This window comes from Celeribacter baekdonensis (assembly GCF_900102315.1).
Lineage (GTDB): Bacteria > Pseudomonadota > Alphaproteobacteria > Rhodobacterales > Rhodobacteraceae > Celeribacter > Celeribacter baekdonensis.
The window spans coordinates 144,915-159,157 of the sequence record NZ_FNBL01000003.1; the positions used below are offsets into that span (position 1 = coordinate 144,915).

Here is a 14,243-nt window from a genome sequence, read left to right on the forward strand (position 1 = left end):
GTGAGACGTCGCGTCACATCCTTGGCTTTACCGTGATACAAATACTCAAAGAAAATCCCCGCACGGGAGGCGGGGATTCGGAGATGTGTTCACGCAGATCGGATCAGAGGTTTTCAATCCGGGGCATGCCCATGATATGATAGCCGCCATCGACGCGGATGATTTCGCCCGTCGTATAGGCCCCCACATCGGAGGCGAGGTACACGGCCGTCCCCCCCACCGCCTCAAGCGTCGCATTCGACAACAGCGGCGCGTTTTGTTCGGCGTGTTTATAGGTCCGGCGCGCGCCGCCGATGGCAGAGCCTGCCAGCGTTTTCATCGGACCCGGCGAGATGCCGTTGACGCGGATGCCTTCGGGGCCGAGGTCATTGGCAAGGTAGCGGATTGAGCTTTCGAGCGCCGCTTTCGCCACACCCATCACGTTGTAATTGGGCACAACCTTGTTGGAGCCTTCAAAGGTCAGCGTCATCAATGTGCCACCATTTGGCATGATTTCAGAGGCGCGTTTGGCAACATCGATAAAGCTGTAACACGAGATATGCAGCGAGTTTTTGAAATTCTCCACAGATGTGTCGCGGAACCGGCCCGTGAGTTCGGATTTGTCCGAATAGGCGATGGCGTGCACGACAAAATCAAGGCTGCCCCATTTGGATTTGAGTGCCGTGAAAGCCTCGTCCATCTGCTCCGGGTTGGTGACATCGACGTCGACCATCGTGTCCGACCCCACGCTTTCGGCCAGCGGTTGCAACCGTTTGCCAAAGGCCTCGCCTTGGTAGGTAAACGCAAGCTCCGCGCCCTCAGCCGCACAGGCTTTGGCGATACCCCATGCGATGGAGCGCTCGTTGGCGACGCCCATGATAAGCCCGCGTTTGCCTTTAAGAAGATCTGCCATGGATGAAATGCCCTTTTTGCTTTGCGGGTATTTGACCGTTTTGCGACGCTAGGTCAAGTTTTTGAGGGTGTTTGTGGGATGTGGGCGTCTCTGCAATGAGACCCATGTGCGGTTGTGCGCACGAAGCTGTCGTTGCGATTACCCCCAACCTGATCGGATGTGCTACACTGAAGCCAAAGGCATGACCGACATGAGAGATTGATATATGATTGAACCCGGCAAGAACATCGCAATCAAAGTGCCACTCCATAAGTGGGAAGAAACGGTCGCTTACTACCGCGACCGTGTTGGTCTGAAGGTTGCTAAAGAACTCAAGAACAGCATCGGCTTTTCTTTTGGCAATATGACTTTATGGATAGATAGAGTCGAACGGCAGAGCCAGGTGGACATCTGGCTAGAGCTCTTCACGGACGATCCCGACAAGGCTATCGAAACATTAGGAAGTCCAGTCCGCGACGAGTTGGAACCGTTGGATGATGTGAAGGGTCATTGGACGTCTGACCCAGCAGGCGTGATCCTTTTGGTTCGCAACGAATAGTCCCAGTTCGGCAGGTTGGACTCAGTACCGACCTTGCCAACTCTCAGTCCAGCCTCGCCCAACACAAAACGGCCACGCTCGTATAACGTGGCCGTTCAAATCTGTAGCCTAAAACCAGATCAGTCGCGGTATTTCGACAGCAACATCGACCCGTTGGTGCCACCAAAGCCAAAGGAGTTGGTCATGACGGTATCAAGCCCTGCGTTTTCCACCAGAGTGGTGGCGATTTCACCCGCTTGGATCGCGGGATCAAGCGTTTCGACGTTGATCGACGGGATGATGAAATCGTGTTGCAGCGCCAAGAGGCAATAGACCGCTTCCTGTGCGCCGGTGGCGCCTTGGGAGTGGCCGGTCATGGATTTGGTCGAGGAAATCACCGGCGTGTTGCCTTCGCCGAACACCCGGCGCACGGCCTCGACCTCGCCAACGTCTCCGACCGGGGTCGATGTGCCGTGGGCGTTGATATAGCCGACTTTGCGATCCTCAGGCAGGGTTGAGAGGGCAAGCCGCATCGCGCGTTCGCCGCCCTCACCAGAGGGGGCCACCATGTCCGCGCCATCAGAAGTCGCGGCAAAGCCGGTCACTTCGGCATAGATTTTCGCACCGCGCGCTTTGGCGTGTTCCAACTCTTCGAGCACCAAAATTGCACCGCCGCCGGAGATCACGAACCCATCGCGGTTGGCGTCAAAGGCGCGCGAAGCTTTGGTTGGCGTGTCGTTGAACTTTGAGGACATCGCTCCCATCGCATCAAACAGACAGGACAGGGTCCAATCCAACTCTTCGCCCCCACCGGCAAACATCACGTCCTGTTTGCCCATCATGATCTGCTCAGAGGCCGCACCGATACAGTGCAGCGAGGTCGAACAGGCCGAGGTGATCGAGTAGTTGATGCCCTTGATCTGATAGGCCGTCGCCAAGTTGGCGGAAATCGTCGACCCCATGCATTTCGGCACCGCAAAAGGCCCAACGCGTTTGGTGGCTTTGGTCGCCAAAACCGATTGATGCGCGGTGAAGAGGGCGGAGGTGGACGGACCACCCGAGCCCGCAATCAATCCCGTACGCTCGTTGATCACGTCTTTTTCTTCAAGGCCGGAGTCCTTGATCGCTTGGTCCATGGCGATGGCGGCATAGGCCGCCCCTGGTCCCATAAACCGCAAAGCGCGTTTTTCAACGTGGTCTTTGATGTCGAGCTTGATGTTCCCGGCGATCTGGCTGCGGAATCCATACTCTTTCATGTCTTCATTGGCAGTGATGCCGGAGGTGCCCGCCTTGAGAGAGGCAAGCACTTCCTCAGAAGTGTTGCCGATCGAGGAGACAACCCCGAGACCTGTGACGACGACGCGACGCATGGCGTGTTCCTTCCCTGTGGTGTTCGTTTCGATCCCCTGTGGGGTCAGCTTTCGGAGAGCGCGACTTTCATGTCGGTGACTTGGTAAATCACCTCACCATCTGCCTCAACGATGCCATCGGCAACCCCCATGGTCAGGCGGCGGCTCTGAATGGCCTTTTTGAAATCAATTTTATAGGTCAGCATTTTGCGATCCGGTCGCACCATGCCGGTGAGTTTCACCTCACCCACGCCAAGCGCATATCCGCGTCCAAGCCAGCCGCGCCAGCCAAGGTTAAACCCGGTGAGCTGCCACAGACCATCAAGGCCCAAACAGCCGGGCATGATCGGGTTGCCGGGGAAATGGCATTCAAAGAACCAAAGGTCCGGCGTGATGTCGAATTCCGCCACAACATGGCCTTTGCCATGTGCGCCCCCGTCACCGGAAATCTCGGTGATCCGGTCCATCATCAACATGGGCGGGGCGGGAAGCTGCGCGTTGCCGGGGCCAAACAATTCGCCCGCCGCACATTTAAGCAGATCTTCCTTGGTGAAACTCGTGGGATACTCGGCCATATAGAACCCTTGCCTTCCTGCAATCTTTCAAAGTCGCATCCCCTCTATCACCCCGCCCCCCAACCACGCAAGGCGCAAGAGGAGCCAAAGTCGGATGAGCGGGAACGGGCGAAAGTTGCCGGACTTGAGCCCAAATATGGTCTGATCCGGGCAGGTCGCGCCCTATTGCGATCTATTTTCATTTGAATTTAACCCAACCCTCGCCTTATATTGGCACTCATACCAAAGAAGCGGACCCAAATGACCCAGTCCCCCCCCTCCGAGCCAACGGGCCAGGCATGGCAAGATCAGGCATGGCAAGACAAGACAAAGCGCGACCCGCGTCGTGGTGAGGCGTGGCTGTGTGAGGCGGGTGTGCGGCCGACCCGGCAACGGGTGGCTTTGGCGACGCTTTTGATCGGTGACGGGCATGATCGTCATGTCACCGCCGAAAGCCTGTTTGCCGCCGTGCGCGATGCCGGGGAAAAAGTGTCTTTGGCGACGGTCTACAACACGCTGCGGGCCTTTTGCCAGGCCGGGTTGATGCAGGAGGTGACGGTCGACGGATCGCGCTCCTATTTCGATACCAATATGAAAGAGCACCCGCATTTCTTTTGGGAAGATCAGGGCGCATTGACCGATGCGCCCAGCGATGAATTGAAAATCGCACGCCTGCCCAAGGCCCCCGAAGGCATGGAAATCGCCTCTGTCGATGTGGTGATCCGCCTGCGCCCCAAACCCCAGAGTTCGCACTGACCTCTGTGTCGAGATATCGGTCGATCCTATGGAATAGGCTTGGTTTTATGCGCTCCTTTGCGATCTGCGCAGGCATTTTGACGCTCTGTATGCCGGTGGTGCCCGTGGCGCTATGGGCGCAAGGTGCGGTTCCGATCCAGTTTGAAACCCTCACCACACCCGGCGAATTTACGATCTATTTCACCGATCTCCAATATTCCGCCGATCAGGTCTGGTTCGTTTCCGGCAGTTGCGAAAGCGCCGATGAAGTGGCGGTGATTTCGGTGCAAGATTACGCCTATTCCGCCGATTTGACGGTGTTTTTGGCGCGCTATGCCTTTGAAGCGGATCAGGTGGTCTGTGTCGCCAATCCGGGGCAAGCGCCACAGGCGTTTTGGGACGCCTATCCGCAAAAATAAAGCGTCTTGGCGGGCAGTTGGGACTTGAGTTTGCCCCAAAACGCGGACAGGTTTCGGCCATGCACGGCATTTCACGGTCCCCTTTATGTCTGGGGCCAACTCGTTTTAGGAGACCGATGTGGCACAGCTTTTTACCGGACCTGACGGCCAATCGCGCTGCGCATGGTGCGCCAGTGATCCCGAATATATTCGCTATCATGACGAAGAATGGGGCTATCCGGTTTCCGATGACATCCGTTTGTTTGAGAAAATTTGCCTCGAAGGGTTTCAATCCGGCCTGTCTTGGTGGACGATTTTGCGCAAACGCGAGGGGTTTCGTGCCGCTTTCGCCGGGTTTGATTTTCACAAAGTCGCGCAGTTTGGCGAGGCGGATGTGACCCGGCTTTTGGCCGATGCGGGCATCGTGCGCCATCGCGGAAAAATCAATGCTACAATCAACAACGCCGCCCGCGCCGTTGAGATGGTGGCGGACGAAGGCTCGCTTGCCGCCTATTTTTGGTCCTTTGAACCCAAGCCCGACGAGCACGGCGCGCCGCAAACGGCGTCGATCTCGGAAACGTCAAAACGGCTCTCAAAAGATCTCAAAAAACGCGGCTGGAAATTTGTCGGCCCGACCACATGTTTTGCCTTCATGCAGGCGATGGGGATGATCAACGATCACGCGACGGGCTGTGTGCATCGTGAGATTGCGGATCAAAAACGTGCGGCGTTTACACCTCCGTCACAGGGGTGATCACCTCCGCCAATCCGCGCAGCCAGCCCCGGATGGCGCGCGGGTCCACCTCTTTGAGCCGGGTCAAATCCCCGGCTGCATTGGCAAGCAGGTCCAAAAGATCAAGCCGCGCGTCATCTACCGCGTCTGAGAGGGGCAGGGTGGCTGCCGCCACCAAAAGCTGACGCAACTCCTGGACCTCGCGCATCATCCGAAACGCCTCGATCATCGGCCCGGTCAGGGACGGGTCACTGCGCCAATCGCGTTCAAACAGCTCCGTGACTCTCTGCCCGGCACCCAAGCAATCAAAGGCGATACAGCCGGAATAGCCGCGCTCCGCCAGATCGCCGTGAATGCCACAGGTAAACCCCGCAAGGTTGTGACAGCCGACGCCCGCCGCTTTGTCATGGTCAAAATGATCGCCGCGATCAAAGGCCAAGGCCATACAGCACAGTGCGGCGCAGCGGCTACAATCCGCAGAAAAGAGATCCGGTTTTTCCATGCCGCCATTTGACGCTAAACCCGGGCCAGTTCAACGACAAAGGCGGCACCCGGGTGCCGCCTTGTCCATTCTTTGATCTTCATTGCTGCGAAAATACTCAGCCGGCTTTAGACGATTTCGACCAATTCAATATCAAAGGTCAGGTCTTCGCCGGCCAAACGGTGGTTGGCGTCCAGGATGACGTCTTCATCGGTGACAGCAACCACGGTGACCGGGATGACCTGACCTTGCGGGCTTTGCATCTGAAGTTGCAGACCGACTTCGAGCGGGATGTCCGCCGGGATTTGGGCGCGCGGCACCGGTTGTTGCGCGTCGTCATGGCGTGGGCCATAGGCCTCGTCCGCCACGGCGACGATGGTCTTTTTCTCGCCCACGGTCATGCCCGGAAGGTGCTTGTCCATGCCGGGGATGATTTGACCGGACCCAACCTCGAACTCAAGCGGATCACGACCCGCCGAGCTGTCGAATACGGTGCCGTCTTTGAGGGTGCCAGTGTAGTGAATGCGAACTTTGTCGCCGGATTTGACTTCGGACATCAGAAAACTCTTTCGATTTCGGGTGGATTTTGAGGCCGCTTTGGTCCTGTTGGGCGCGGGTGCTCGTCGATTGCGGCTCAAGATAAGGGCTTTGAAGCAGATGTAAAGGGTGGGTTCTGTCGCAAAAGTGGCTAAGAAGCCGTTAAAACCCTATTAAAACCCCATTAAAACCACTGTCCCGGCTCCATCAGGCCCAGATCGAGCAACTGTTGGCTGTGCCATTCGAATTCGGTCGAATTGTGCCACCGGAAACTGTCGATGTCATAGGTGGATCCGGCGTTCGACTTGAGCGCCTTGGCGGTGCGAAAGGACACGATGGTCGCGGTGAGGTTGTGGTGCCATGGGCAGGCGTAGGTGTTGTATTCTTCCTCGTTGAACAGGTGGTTTTCCGACAGGGTGAGGCCCTTTTTCGCCTTGAAAAGTGCGATTCTGTCGATGTGGCGGCGGTTGGCGGGAATATGTTCCTCAAACCGCCAGCGCAGCCCGCCGAAAAAGTCGAGTTGGCGTTCTTTTTGGTGACCTGCGGCGTCCATGCGGCCCAAAGCGTAATAGCCGGACTTGTCGAGACAGGCATCTTCAAGCGAGACCGCATTGGGCGCGTCGTGTAAATCGCCAGCATAAAGATCCACCACATAGGTCAACATCCCGCCGCGCCGTTCCTCGGTGTGAAAGGTCAGCATGTCGGTGATGGTGCGGGTCTCGCAAAACGGGAAAAACAGGTATTCGGCGTTGTAGCAATAATACATCCAAAGGCCCGGCGCGGCGGCGATGAGGCGATTAACCGCATGGCTCAGCATATTGGGCGCGCGGGTGGCGTAGCGGATGCGATGGATTTGCAGCTCTAACCCCTCGGGCAGCGTCAGCTCATCGGGCGCGAACAGCAGCACGGCTTTAAACCCAAGCGAAATATGATGGCGCAGGGTCGTGTCCACCTCGACCAGATCTTCGGCAAAAATCATCGCAACCGGCCCTTTGATCAGGGCCTCTTTGCCGTCGGAAAGAAAAGTGTCGAGGCTATCGTAACGCATAAACTGTCCCTATTCGGGGTGGCGATATGTGTAACTGTCCCCGATGGCAGTAAAAAAGCCATGAAGAAGAGGGGATTGCAAGGATTGAGGAAACAGTTTGGGCAGTTGTCGCGGCGGGGCGGCAGATCGGTCGCACCTGTGATGCGCGTGAGCCTGCGCCCACAACACACAAACCCGTTTGCTCCCGCACCCCTCTTGGGCTAGACAGACGTCTTAATTTCCCCAATGCTCACGGACCCAAGGTCATGTCTGACACAAAATCCAACACCAAAAAGCTCTATATCAAGACCTATGGTTGTCAGATGAACGTCTATGACAGCGAACGCATGGCCGAAAGCCTTGGCGGCTCGGGTTATGTCGAAGTGTCGAGCCCAGAAGAGGCCGATATGATCCTGTTGAACACCTGCCACATTCGCGAGAAGGCGGCGGAAAAGGTCTATTCCGAATTGGGGCGTTACAAAGACCTCAAAATCGCCAATCCCGATTTGAAAATCGGCGTGGCCGGGTGTGTGGCACAGGCCGAGGGCGCGGAAATCATGCGCCGTCAGCCGATGGTCGATCTGGTGGTGGGGCCGCAGTCCTATCACCGTCTGCCAGAGATGGAGGCAAAGGCCGGGAACGGCCAAACCGCGCTCGACACCGATTTCCCCGAAGAGGACAAGTTTGAACATCTCAAAGCCCGGCCCAAAGCCAAGCGCGCGCCTGCGGCGTTTTTGACGGTGCAAGAGGGCTGTGACAAATTCTGTGCCTTCTGCGTTGTGCCCTATACGCGCGGGGCCGAAGTGTCGCGCCCGGCGGAGCGGGTGATGAGCGAGGCCCGCGATCTGGTCGAACGGGGCGTGCGCGAGATCACACTTTTGGGTCAGAATGTGAACGCCTATCATGGCGCCTTCGAGGGCGGGACATGGGGGCTGGCCAAGCTCATCCGCGAGCTGGCCAAGGTCGATGGGCTGGAGCGCATCCGCTTTACCACGAGCCACCCCAATGACATGGAAGACGACCTGATCGCCGCCCATGGCGAGTGTGAAAAACTGATGCCTTACCTGCATTTGCCGGTGCAATCGGGGTCTGACAAAATCCTCAAGGCGATGAATCGCAAGCACACGTCGGAGTCTTATTTGCGCCTGATCGAACGCATCCGTGGGGCGCGACCGGACATCGCGCTGTCGGGCGATTTTATCGTTGGGTTCCCCGGCGAGACGGACGCGGATTTTGAGGCGACGATGGATTTGGTGCGCGAGGTCAATTACGCCTCCGCCTATTCGTTCAAATACTCGCCGCGTCCCGGCACGCCCGCGGCCGAAAAGGGCGATAAGATGGTCGATTTCGATGTCGCCTCAGAGCGGCTTCAGCGCCTGCAAGAGCTGATCACACAGCAGCAACGCGCGTTCCAAGACGCGATGATTGGCCGCGATGTGTCGGTTTTGTTTGAGAAAACCGGGCGGCTGGCCGATCAGATGGGTGGCAAATCGGAGTATCTTCACGCGGTTCATGTCACCGATCCAACGGTGCAAATCGGTGAAATGCGTCGGGTGAGAATCATCGAGAGCCGGACCAATTCTTTGTCCGGTGTTGTTCTTGGTTAAGCCAAGCCGTTGACGTTACGATAGTTTTTTTGGCAGGTGGCGCGCCGTGCGCGCAACAATCGCCGAAAAATGCCCGCTTCGTTGCGGGTGAGGATACAATATGTGGTATTTTTCCTTCACAAACCAACGAAGTTTGCTATCATTTAGACATATTTATGGTGAATAACGCGCGGCAGCCAAAGTGCCGCTCGGGTGGGGTAAATTGGCCCGAAAACGGGACCATTGGGGGACGAAAGACGTGATCAACGCATTTCTTGAAAAAGGGCGGGCGGTGATGGCCTGTGCTGCCATCGCCGGGCTCTCGCTCAGCACTGCCGCTCAGGCGCAAATGATTTCAGGCGTGGTCAATGGCGAACGCTATGCGCCGACAATCTGGATTGACCCGGATGGCTGTGAGCATTGGGTCATGGATGATGGCGTTGAGGGCTATATGGACCTTAAAGTCGATCGTCAGGGCATCCCCACCTGTCACCCGGTTCAGGCCTGTGCGGTGATGAATTCGGATCAGTTGTTCGCCACCGACCGTTACACTATTTCAGCATCGGGCCGCAAACGCCTGGCTGATTTCTTCGCTCAGGCGGGGGCCACCGCCTATATCATCATCGGTCACACCGACAGCCGCGCCTCGGATGAGTATAATATGAAACTCTCCTACAACCGCGCCAATGCTGTGGCAAAAATCGCCCAAAGCACCGGCGCGCGTATCGCGGATGTGCGTGGCTACGGCGAGCGTATGCCTGCGGCTTCGAATACGACGGCTGCCGGGATGCAGAAAAACCGCCGCGTCGAAATCATCTGTATCAAGTGAGGAGTGGACCGATGAAAGCACTGAAAGCAATCGCCCTTCTCGGCCTGTTGGGCGCGACGTCCGCCTGTACGGAATCTACCCTTGGCAACATGGGGTACGAATCCCATAAGAAAGACAAAACCGTCGACCGCGGCTTTGACAGCAAACATCTGTCGCAGCTTCAGGCCGGGATTTGGATCGACCCGCAGGGCTGTGATCACTGGATCATCGACGATGGTGTCGAAGGGTATTTGAGCGCACGCGTCGACAAATACGGTAAACCCGTCTGTTCCGGCATTGCGTCGCCTAACACAGCCGTTGGCCCGTATAAAGATGGCTCCAAGTTTGGCGACCCGATCTAAAGCCTCCCAAAAATTTAAAATCTATCGCGGCCATCCTATACGGGGTGGCCGCTTTTCTTTTGCATGTTTTTTGGGCGCAGGCATGTTTTTTGGGCGCGGTTCCGCCGGGCCTTATGCGAAGATTTTGTGTCCCCGCTTGCCAGAACCGCAATCGCTTGGCACCATGAGGGTATAGAGACCTCTAGAGTCGGAGATATTATTTGGGCCTAAGCGCGCTGACACCCCCGAAATCGCAGGACGCAGTCCACGAAACGCTTCTCGAATTTCACGACAACAGGTTGTTGATTGACCTGTGTGGGGAGTTCGACCGAAACCTCGCTCAGATCGAGCATAAGTTGGAAGTGCAGATCGTGCGACGCGGCAACATGTTGTCGGTGATGGGAACGGGGTCTGCGCGCGGTCGCGCGGCGGCGGTGCTTCAGGAACTTTATAGCAAATTGGAAGCCGGACGGGACGTGGAGCCGGGCGACATCGACGGTATGATCACCTTGGGCAATGCCGAGGTTGAAAAGGGCCTTCCCGGTGATCAGATCGAAATGTTCCGGGGCAGCGACGTTGAGATCAAGACCCGTAAAAAACTGGTCGAGCCGCGCACACCGGGTCAGAAAGCCTATGTGCAAAACCTGTTCAACCATGAGTTGGCCTTTGGCATCGGGCCTGCGGGCACGGGCAAAACCTATTTGGCAGTCGCGGTCGGCGTGAACATGTTGATCAACGGTCATGTCGACAAAATGATCCTGTCGCGACCTGCCGTTGAGGCAGGAGAACGGCTTGGATTTTTGCCGGGCACGCAGGACGAAAAGGTCGATCCCTACATGCAACCGCTGTTCGATGCGCTCAACGATTTCCTGCCCGCCAAGCAAGTGGCGAAAATGCGCGAAGAAAAGACCATCGAGATTGCGCCTTTGGCGTTTATGCGTGGGCGCACGCTGAGCCGTGCCTTTGTGGTCTTGGATGAGGCGCAAAACGCCACCACGATGCAGATGAAAATGTTCCTCACCCGTCTGGGCGAAGGCTCGCGCATGGTGATCACCGGCGACCGTTCGCAAGTCGACCTGCCGCGCGGCGTGCCCTCGGGGCTGCGGGATGCCGAGCGGATTTTGGCGGGCATTCAAAAAGTGTCGTTCAATTATTTCACCTCCAAGGATGTGGTGCGACATCCGCTTGTCGCCGCGATCATTGAGGCCTATGAGGCAGATGAAGCGCAGTAATGCGCACCTCGTTTGGGCAAGATGACCGCAAAAGATGACCATAGACGTCGTATATGAAGACCCGCGCTGGCAAGAGGCGGGGCTGGATGATTTGGCCGAGGCCGCTGAGCATGCGACCTTGGCCTTTCTCGGGTTGGACCCGGATCTCTGCGAGGTTGCGGTTTTGGCCTGTGATGACGCGCGCATTGCCGAATTGAACGCCGAATTTCGCGAAAAACCGACGCCCACCAATGTTTTGTCATGGCCCTCTGAGGAACGCGCCACCCCCGGCGCGCGTCCCGATGTGCCCGAACCTGACATGCCGGGCATGGAAATCGAACTGGGAGATATTGCCATCGCCTATGAGACCTGCGCAGGTGAGGCCAAGGCGGGTGGCACGCCTTTTAACGATCATGTGACCCATTTGCTTGTTCATGGACTGTTACATCTGTTGGGTTATGATCACATAACGGACGAAGATGCCGCGATTATGGAAGGCATTGAGACCGAGATACTTGCAACCATGGGTATCAAAGACCCATATTAGGCGAACGGTCGATTTGGACCGCAAACCGATAGATTTGATTTCTGGAAAGGACGCATGGGCGACACCGAGCCTGGGTCTTCTACGGCAGCGCAGAGCGCGCCGACGGACCCCATAAGTAGAACGCAGACCACCCCCCGAGCCACGGCGCGCAAACGCTCAAAATGGCTGGGCCGGATGGCAAAGGCGTTTTCTTCCAAACCCACCACACAAACGGATGCGACCGGGGCAAAATCTGTGCCCCAAACGGCATTGATCCCGCGCCCCGGCATGATGAACCTGCGCCGGATGCGCGTCGATGACGTGGCCATTCCAAAGGCCGAAATCGTTGCTGTGCCATCCGACATCAAAAAAGACGATCTGGTCGAGGTGTTCCGTGAAAGCGGAATGACGCGTTTGCCGGTCTATAAGGGCACGTTGGACACGCCGGTGGGCTTGGTTCATCTCAAAGATTTTGCCCTCAATCACGGCTTCAATGGCAAGGGCGAGCGTTTCAACCTTAAAAAGATGCTGCGCCCGCTGCTTTACGCGCCGCCCTCCATGCCGATCGGGGTGCTGTTGCAGAAAATGCAAAGCGACCGGATGCATATGGCCTTGGTGATTGACGAATATGGCGGGGTGGACGGGTTGGTCACGCTCGAAGATCTGGTCGAACAGGTCATCGGTGAGATCGAGGACGAACATGACATCGACGAGGATGTGTTTTGGACCCAATCCGCGCCGGGCGTGTTTGTCGTCCAAGCCAAAGCACCGCTTGATGAATTCGAAGCCGCGATTGACATGCGCCTGACGACGGAAGAGGACGAAGAAGAGATCGACACTTTGGGCGGTTTGGTCTTTTTGCTCTGCGGACGTGTGCCCGCGCGTGGCGAGGTGATCCCGCATCCGTCTGGTGCGGAGTTTGAAATCATTGACGCCGATCCGCGACGGATCAAACGCATTCGCGTGCGCTTGCCCTCGGCGGTCAAACCGAAAGCAGAGGCTTAATCCATGCGTGTGATCCCTGTGCTGCGGCGCGGGTTCGCTCCGCCGCGGCTGTTTGCCTTGGCGGCGGGGCTCTTGGTGGCTTTGGGTCAGGCACCGTTAAGCGCCTGGCCGCTCGCGTTGATCGGTTTGGTCATGGCGGTGCTGTCATGGTCCAAGGCGCGCACTGCGGGGGAGGCGGCGTGGCGCGGCTGGATGGTCGGCTTTGGCGCCTTTTTGGTGTCGCTGACATGGTTGGTGAATCCCTTTCTCGTCGATCCCGCGCGCGATGCATGGATGATCCCCTTCGCGCTGTTTTTCATGTGCGGCGGCTTGGCGCTGTTTTGGGCGCTGGCCTTTTATGGTGCCAAACGGCTGAGGGTGGGCTTGCCCGGCTTGGTGGCGCTTTGGGGGCTGGCCGAATTGGCACGCGGACATGTGTTCACCGGATTTCCATGGGCGATGCCCGGCTATATCTGGCTTGACCAAGCCCCGGCGCAGCTCGCAAGCCTCATCGGTCCATATGCTCTGACCACATTGACCTTTGCTTGGGCGGCACTGGTGGCGCGGGCCGTGCTGAACCGCTCATTCTTCACAGCCGGGGCGGCGCTGATCCTGATGATCTCGGCCTATGGATACGGGTGGGCACGTCTGTCGCAGCCGTTGCCACAGGATCGGCCACAGTCGATCCGCGTCGTGCAACCGAATGCGCCACAACGGGAGAAATGGGACCCCGAGCTGGTCTGGACCTTTTATGAACGCGCCCTGAAATTAAGTGCACCAGAGGGGGCCGATCTGGTGATTTGGCCGGAAACCTCCGTTTCTGTGCCGCTTTGGGCCGCCGATCCGTATCTTACTGAAATCGCTCAGAATGTTTCCCCCGCACGCGCCATTGTGGGGCTGAACCGGGTCGAGGGCTATCAGGGCTATAATTCTGCCGTTCTGGTCGGCCATGATGGCCAGCCGCAAGAGATTTACGACAAACATCACCTTGTGCCCTTCGGGGAATATATGCCCATGCCTGCGCTGTTGGAGCGGATCGGCCTGCGCGCCTTTACCGCGCAGGAGGGCTATGGCTATTCAGCGGGGCCGGGGCCGCGACTGATTGACACGGGCGGCACGGGGCTGGCGCTGCCTTTGATCTGTTACGAGGCGATTTTTCCGCGCGATCTGCGTACGGATATGCGCCCGGATTGGCTTTTGCAAATGACCAATGACGCGTGGTTCGGAACGTTTTCCGGCCCGCAACAGGCCTTGGCCCAGGCCCGGTTTCGCGCGATTGAGACCGGCCTGCCGATGGTGCGTGCCGCCAACACAGGGATTTCTGCGGTGATTGATGCGCGCGGCGACATCCGTGTTGCGATTCCATTGGGCACATCCGGGGCGGTGACCTCCACATTGCCGGGTGCTTTGCCCAAAACGCTCTATATGCGCTATGGTGAGACGGCCCTTTGGGGTTTGTTAACTCTTTTGATGGTATCAGGTCTGAGCGTCTCAAGACTGGGCACAAGACAGGGGCAACGTGATCGCAGGACCCGAAAAACCGATTGACCCTTGCGTAGGGCAA

17 protein-coding genes are annotated in these 14,243 nt (G+C 57.5%); 11 read left to right on the forward strand and 6 right to left on the reverse strand.

Features of this window, described 5'->3' with window-relative positions; genetic code table 11:
* Window positions 1-103: 103 nt before the first annotated feature.
* A complete protein-coding gene (locus BLT54_RS07190) occupies window positions 104-892 on the reverse strand; it encodes an enoyl-ACP reductase FabI (protein ID WP_074642876.1) in 789 nt (262 codons plus the stop codon).
* Window positions 893-1,097: 205 nt separating this feature from the next.
* Between BLT54_RS07190 and BLT54_RS07195 the strand changes: the two genes are divergently transcribed.
* Window positions 1,098-1,430 carry a hypothetical protein gene (locus tag BLT54_RS07195; RefSeq protein ID WP_074642878.1) on the forward strand — a complete coding sequence of 111 codons (333 nt, stop codon included), beginning with the start codon at window positions 1,098-1,100 and terminating at the stop codon, window positions 1,428-1,430.
* 119 nt (window positions 1,431-1,549) lie between these two features.
* Here the strand turns inward: BLT54_RS07195 and fabB are convergent, their stop codons facing one another.
* Window positions 1,550-2,779 carry a beta-ketoacyl-ACP synthase I gene (gene fabB, locus BLT54_RS07200; RefSeq protein ID WP_074642881.1) on the reverse strand — a complete coding sequence of 410 codons (1,230 nt, stop codon included), beginning with the start codon at window positions 2,777-2,779 and terminating at the stop codon, window positions 1,550-1,552.
* A 44-nt stretch (window positions 2,780-2,823) separates the two neighbouring features.
* Complete coding sequence (gene fabA / locus BLT54_RS07205; protein WP_074642883.1) at window positions 2,824-3,333, reverse strand: bifunctional 3-hydroxydecanoyl-ACP dehydratase/trans-2-decenoyl-ACP isomerase; 510 nt, start codon at window positions 3,331-3,333, stop codon at window positions 2,824-2,826.
* 240 nt (window positions 3,334-3,573) lie between these two features.
* On the opposite strand from fabA, the gene irrA reads away from it, so the two are divergent.
* From irrA to BLT54_RS07220, 3 genes are all read left to right on the forward strand, one after another.
* Window positions 3,574-4,068, forward strand: coding sequence for an iron response transcriptional regulator IrrA (gene irrA, locus BLT54_RS07210; RefSeq protein WP_245707974.1), 495 nt, complete (start codon window positions 3,574-3,576; stop codon window positions 4,066-4,068).
* Window positions 4,069-4,115: 47 nt separating this feature from the next.
* A complete protein-coding gene (locus BLT54_RS07215) occupies window positions 4,116-4,466 on the forward strand; it encodes a hypothetical protein (RefSeq protein ID WP_074642886.1) in 351 nt (116 codons plus the stop codon).
* Between the two features lie 118 nt (window positions 4,467-4,584).
* Window positions 4,585-5,199 (forward strand): DNA-3-methyladenine glycosylase I, encoded by a 615-nt coding sequence (locus BLT54_RS07220; protein ID WP_074642888.1) that lies wholly within the window; start codon window positions 4,585-4,587, stop codon window positions 5,197-5,199.
* On the opposite strand, the gene BLT54_RS07225 is transcribed toward BLT54_RS07220, so the two are convergent.
* The 3 genes from BLT54_RS07225 to BLT54_RS07235 form a co-directional block, all read right to left on the reverse strand.
* Complete coding sequence (locus BLT54_RS07225; RefSeq protein ID WP_074642891.1) at window positions 5,177-5,680, reverse strand: hypothetical protein; 504 nt, start codon at window positions 5,678-5,680, stop codon at window positions 5,177-5,179. The two genes, BLT54_RS07220 and BLT54_RS07225, sit on opposite strands and share 23 nt — an antisense overlap.
* A gap of 107 nt (window positions 5,681-5,787) precedes the next feature.
* The gene (locus BLT54_RS07230) at window positions 5,788-6,216 is read right to left on the reverse strand and encodes an FKBP-type peptidyl-prolyl cis-trans isomerase (protein WP_074642894.1); all 429 of its coding nucleotides are present in this window, start codon (window positions 6,214-6,216) and stop codon (window positions 5,788-5,790) included.
* 164 nt (window positions 6,217-6,380) lie between these two features.
* Window positions 6,381-7,244: a hypothetical protein gene (locus BLT54_RS07235; protein ID WP_074642896.1), complete on the reverse strand. Its 864-nt coding sequence runs from the start codon at window positions 7,242-7,244 to the stop codon at window positions 6,381-6,383.
* A gap of 245 nt (window positions 7,245-7,489) precedes the next feature.
* On the opposite strand from BLT54_RS07235, the gene miaB reads away from it, so the two are divergent.
* The 7 genes from miaB to lnt all read left to right on the forward strand — a co-directional run bounded on the left by miaB (window position 7,490) and on the right by lnt (window position 14,227).
* Window positions 7,490-8,830: a tRNA (N6-isopentenyl adenosine(37)-C2)-methylthiotransferase MiaB gene (gene miaB / locus BLT54_RS07240; protein ID WP_074642899.1), complete on the forward strand. Its 1,341-nt coding sequence runs from the start codon at window positions 7,490-7,492 to the stop codon at window positions 8,828-8,830.
* Between the two features lie 238 nt (window positions 8,831-9,068).
* Window positions 9,069-9,638 carry an OmpA family protein gene (locus BLT54_RS07245; RefSeq protein ID WP_083351735.1) on the forward strand — a complete coding sequence of 190 codons (570 nt, stop codon included), beginning with the start codon at window positions 9,069-9,071 and terminating at the stop codon, window positions 9,636-9,638.
* Window positions 9,639-9,649: 11 nt separating this feature from the next.
* Window positions 9,650-9,979, forward strand: coding sequence for a hypothetical protein (locus tag BLT54_RS07250; protein ID WP_143026769.1), 330 nt, complete (start codon window positions 9,650-9,652; stop codon window positions 9,977-9,979).
* A gap of 200 nt (window positions 9,980-10,179) precedes the next feature.
* Window positions 10,180-11,190, forward strand: coding sequence for a PhoH family protein (locus BLT54_RS07255; protein ID WP_074642901.1), 1,011 nt, complete (start codon window positions 10,180-10,182; stop codon window positions 11,188-11,190).
* A gap of 34 nt (window positions 11,191-11,224) precedes the next feature.
* Window positions 11,225-11,716 carry an rRNA maturation RNase YbeY gene (gene ybeY / locus BLT54_RS07260; RefSeq protein ID WP_074642904.1) on the forward strand — a complete coding sequence of 164 codons (492 nt, stop codon included), beginning with the start codon at window positions 11,225-11,227 and terminating at the stop codon, window positions 11,714-11,716.
* Window positions 11,717-11,770: 54 nt separating this feature from the next.
* Window positions 11,771-12,700, forward strand: coding sequence for a transporter associated domain-containing protein (locus BLT54_RS07265; protein ID WP_074642907.1), 930 nt, complete (start codon window positions 11,771-11,773; stop codon window positions 12,698-12,700).
* 3 nt (window positions 12,701-12,703) lie between these two features.
* Complete coding sequence (gene lnt / locus BLT54_RS07270) at window positions 12,704-14,227, forward strand: apolipoprotein N-acyltransferase (RefSeq protein ID WP_074642909.1); 1,524 nt, start codon at window positions 12,704-12,706, stop codon at window positions 14,225-14,227.
* Window positions 14,228-14,243: the final 16 nt, after the last annotated feature.

Coding starts and splice junctions, on each gene's coding strand:
- ybeY (WP_074642904.1), top strand. CDS start 11,225: ATGACCATAGACGTCGTATATGAAGACCCGCGCTGGCAAGAGGCGGGG.
- BLT54_RS07250 (WP_143026769.1), top strand. CDS start 9,650: ATGAAAGCACTGAAAGCAATCGCCCTTCTCGGCCTGTTGGGCGCGACG.
- BLT54_RS07235 (WP_074642896.1), bottom strand. CDS start 7,244: ATGCGTTACGATAGCCTCGACACTTTTCTTTCCGACGGCAAAGAGGCC.
- fabA (WP_074642883.1), bottom strand. CDS start 3,333: ATGGCCGAGTATCCCACGAGTTTCACCAAGGAAGATCTGCTTAAATGT.
- fabB (WP_074642881.1), bottom strand. CDS start 2,779: ATGCGTCGCGTCGTCGTCACAGGTCTCGGGGTTGTCTCCTCGATCGGC.
- BLT54_RS07195 (WP_074642878.1), top strand. CDS start 1,098: ATGATTGAACCCGGCAAGAACATCGCAATCAAAGTGCCACTCCATAAG.
- miaB (WP_074642899.1), top strand. CDS start 7,490: ATGTCTGACACAAAATCCAACACCAAAAAGCTCTATATCAAGACCTAT.
- lnt (WP_074642909.1), top strand. CDS start 12,704: ATGCGTGTGATCCCTGTGCTGCGGCGCGGGTTCGCTCCGCCGCGGCTG.
- BLT54_RS07215 (WP_074642886.1), top strand. CDS start 4,116: ATGCGCTCCTTTGCGATCTGCGCAGGCATTTTGACGCTCTGTATGCCG.
- irrA (WP_245707974.1), top strand. CDS start 3,574: ATGACCCAGTCCCCCCCCTCCGAGCCAACGGGCCAGGCATGGCAAGAT.
- BLT54_RS07190 (WP_074642876.1), bottom strand. CDS start 892: ATGGCAGATCTTCTTAAAGGCAAACGCGGGCTTATCATGGGCGTCGCC.
- BLT54_RS07230 (WP_074642894.1), bottom strand. CDS start 6,216: ATGTCCGAAGTCAAATCCGGCGACAAAGTTCGCATTCACTACACTGGC.
- BLT54_RS07225 (WP_074642891.1), bottom strand. CDS start 5,680: ATGGAAAAACCGGATCTCTTTTCTGCGGATTGTAGCCGCTGCGCCGCA.
- BLT54_RS07265 (WP_074642907.1), top strand. CDS start 11,771: ATGGGCGACACCGAGCCTGGGTCTTCTACGGCAGCGCAGAGCGCGCCG.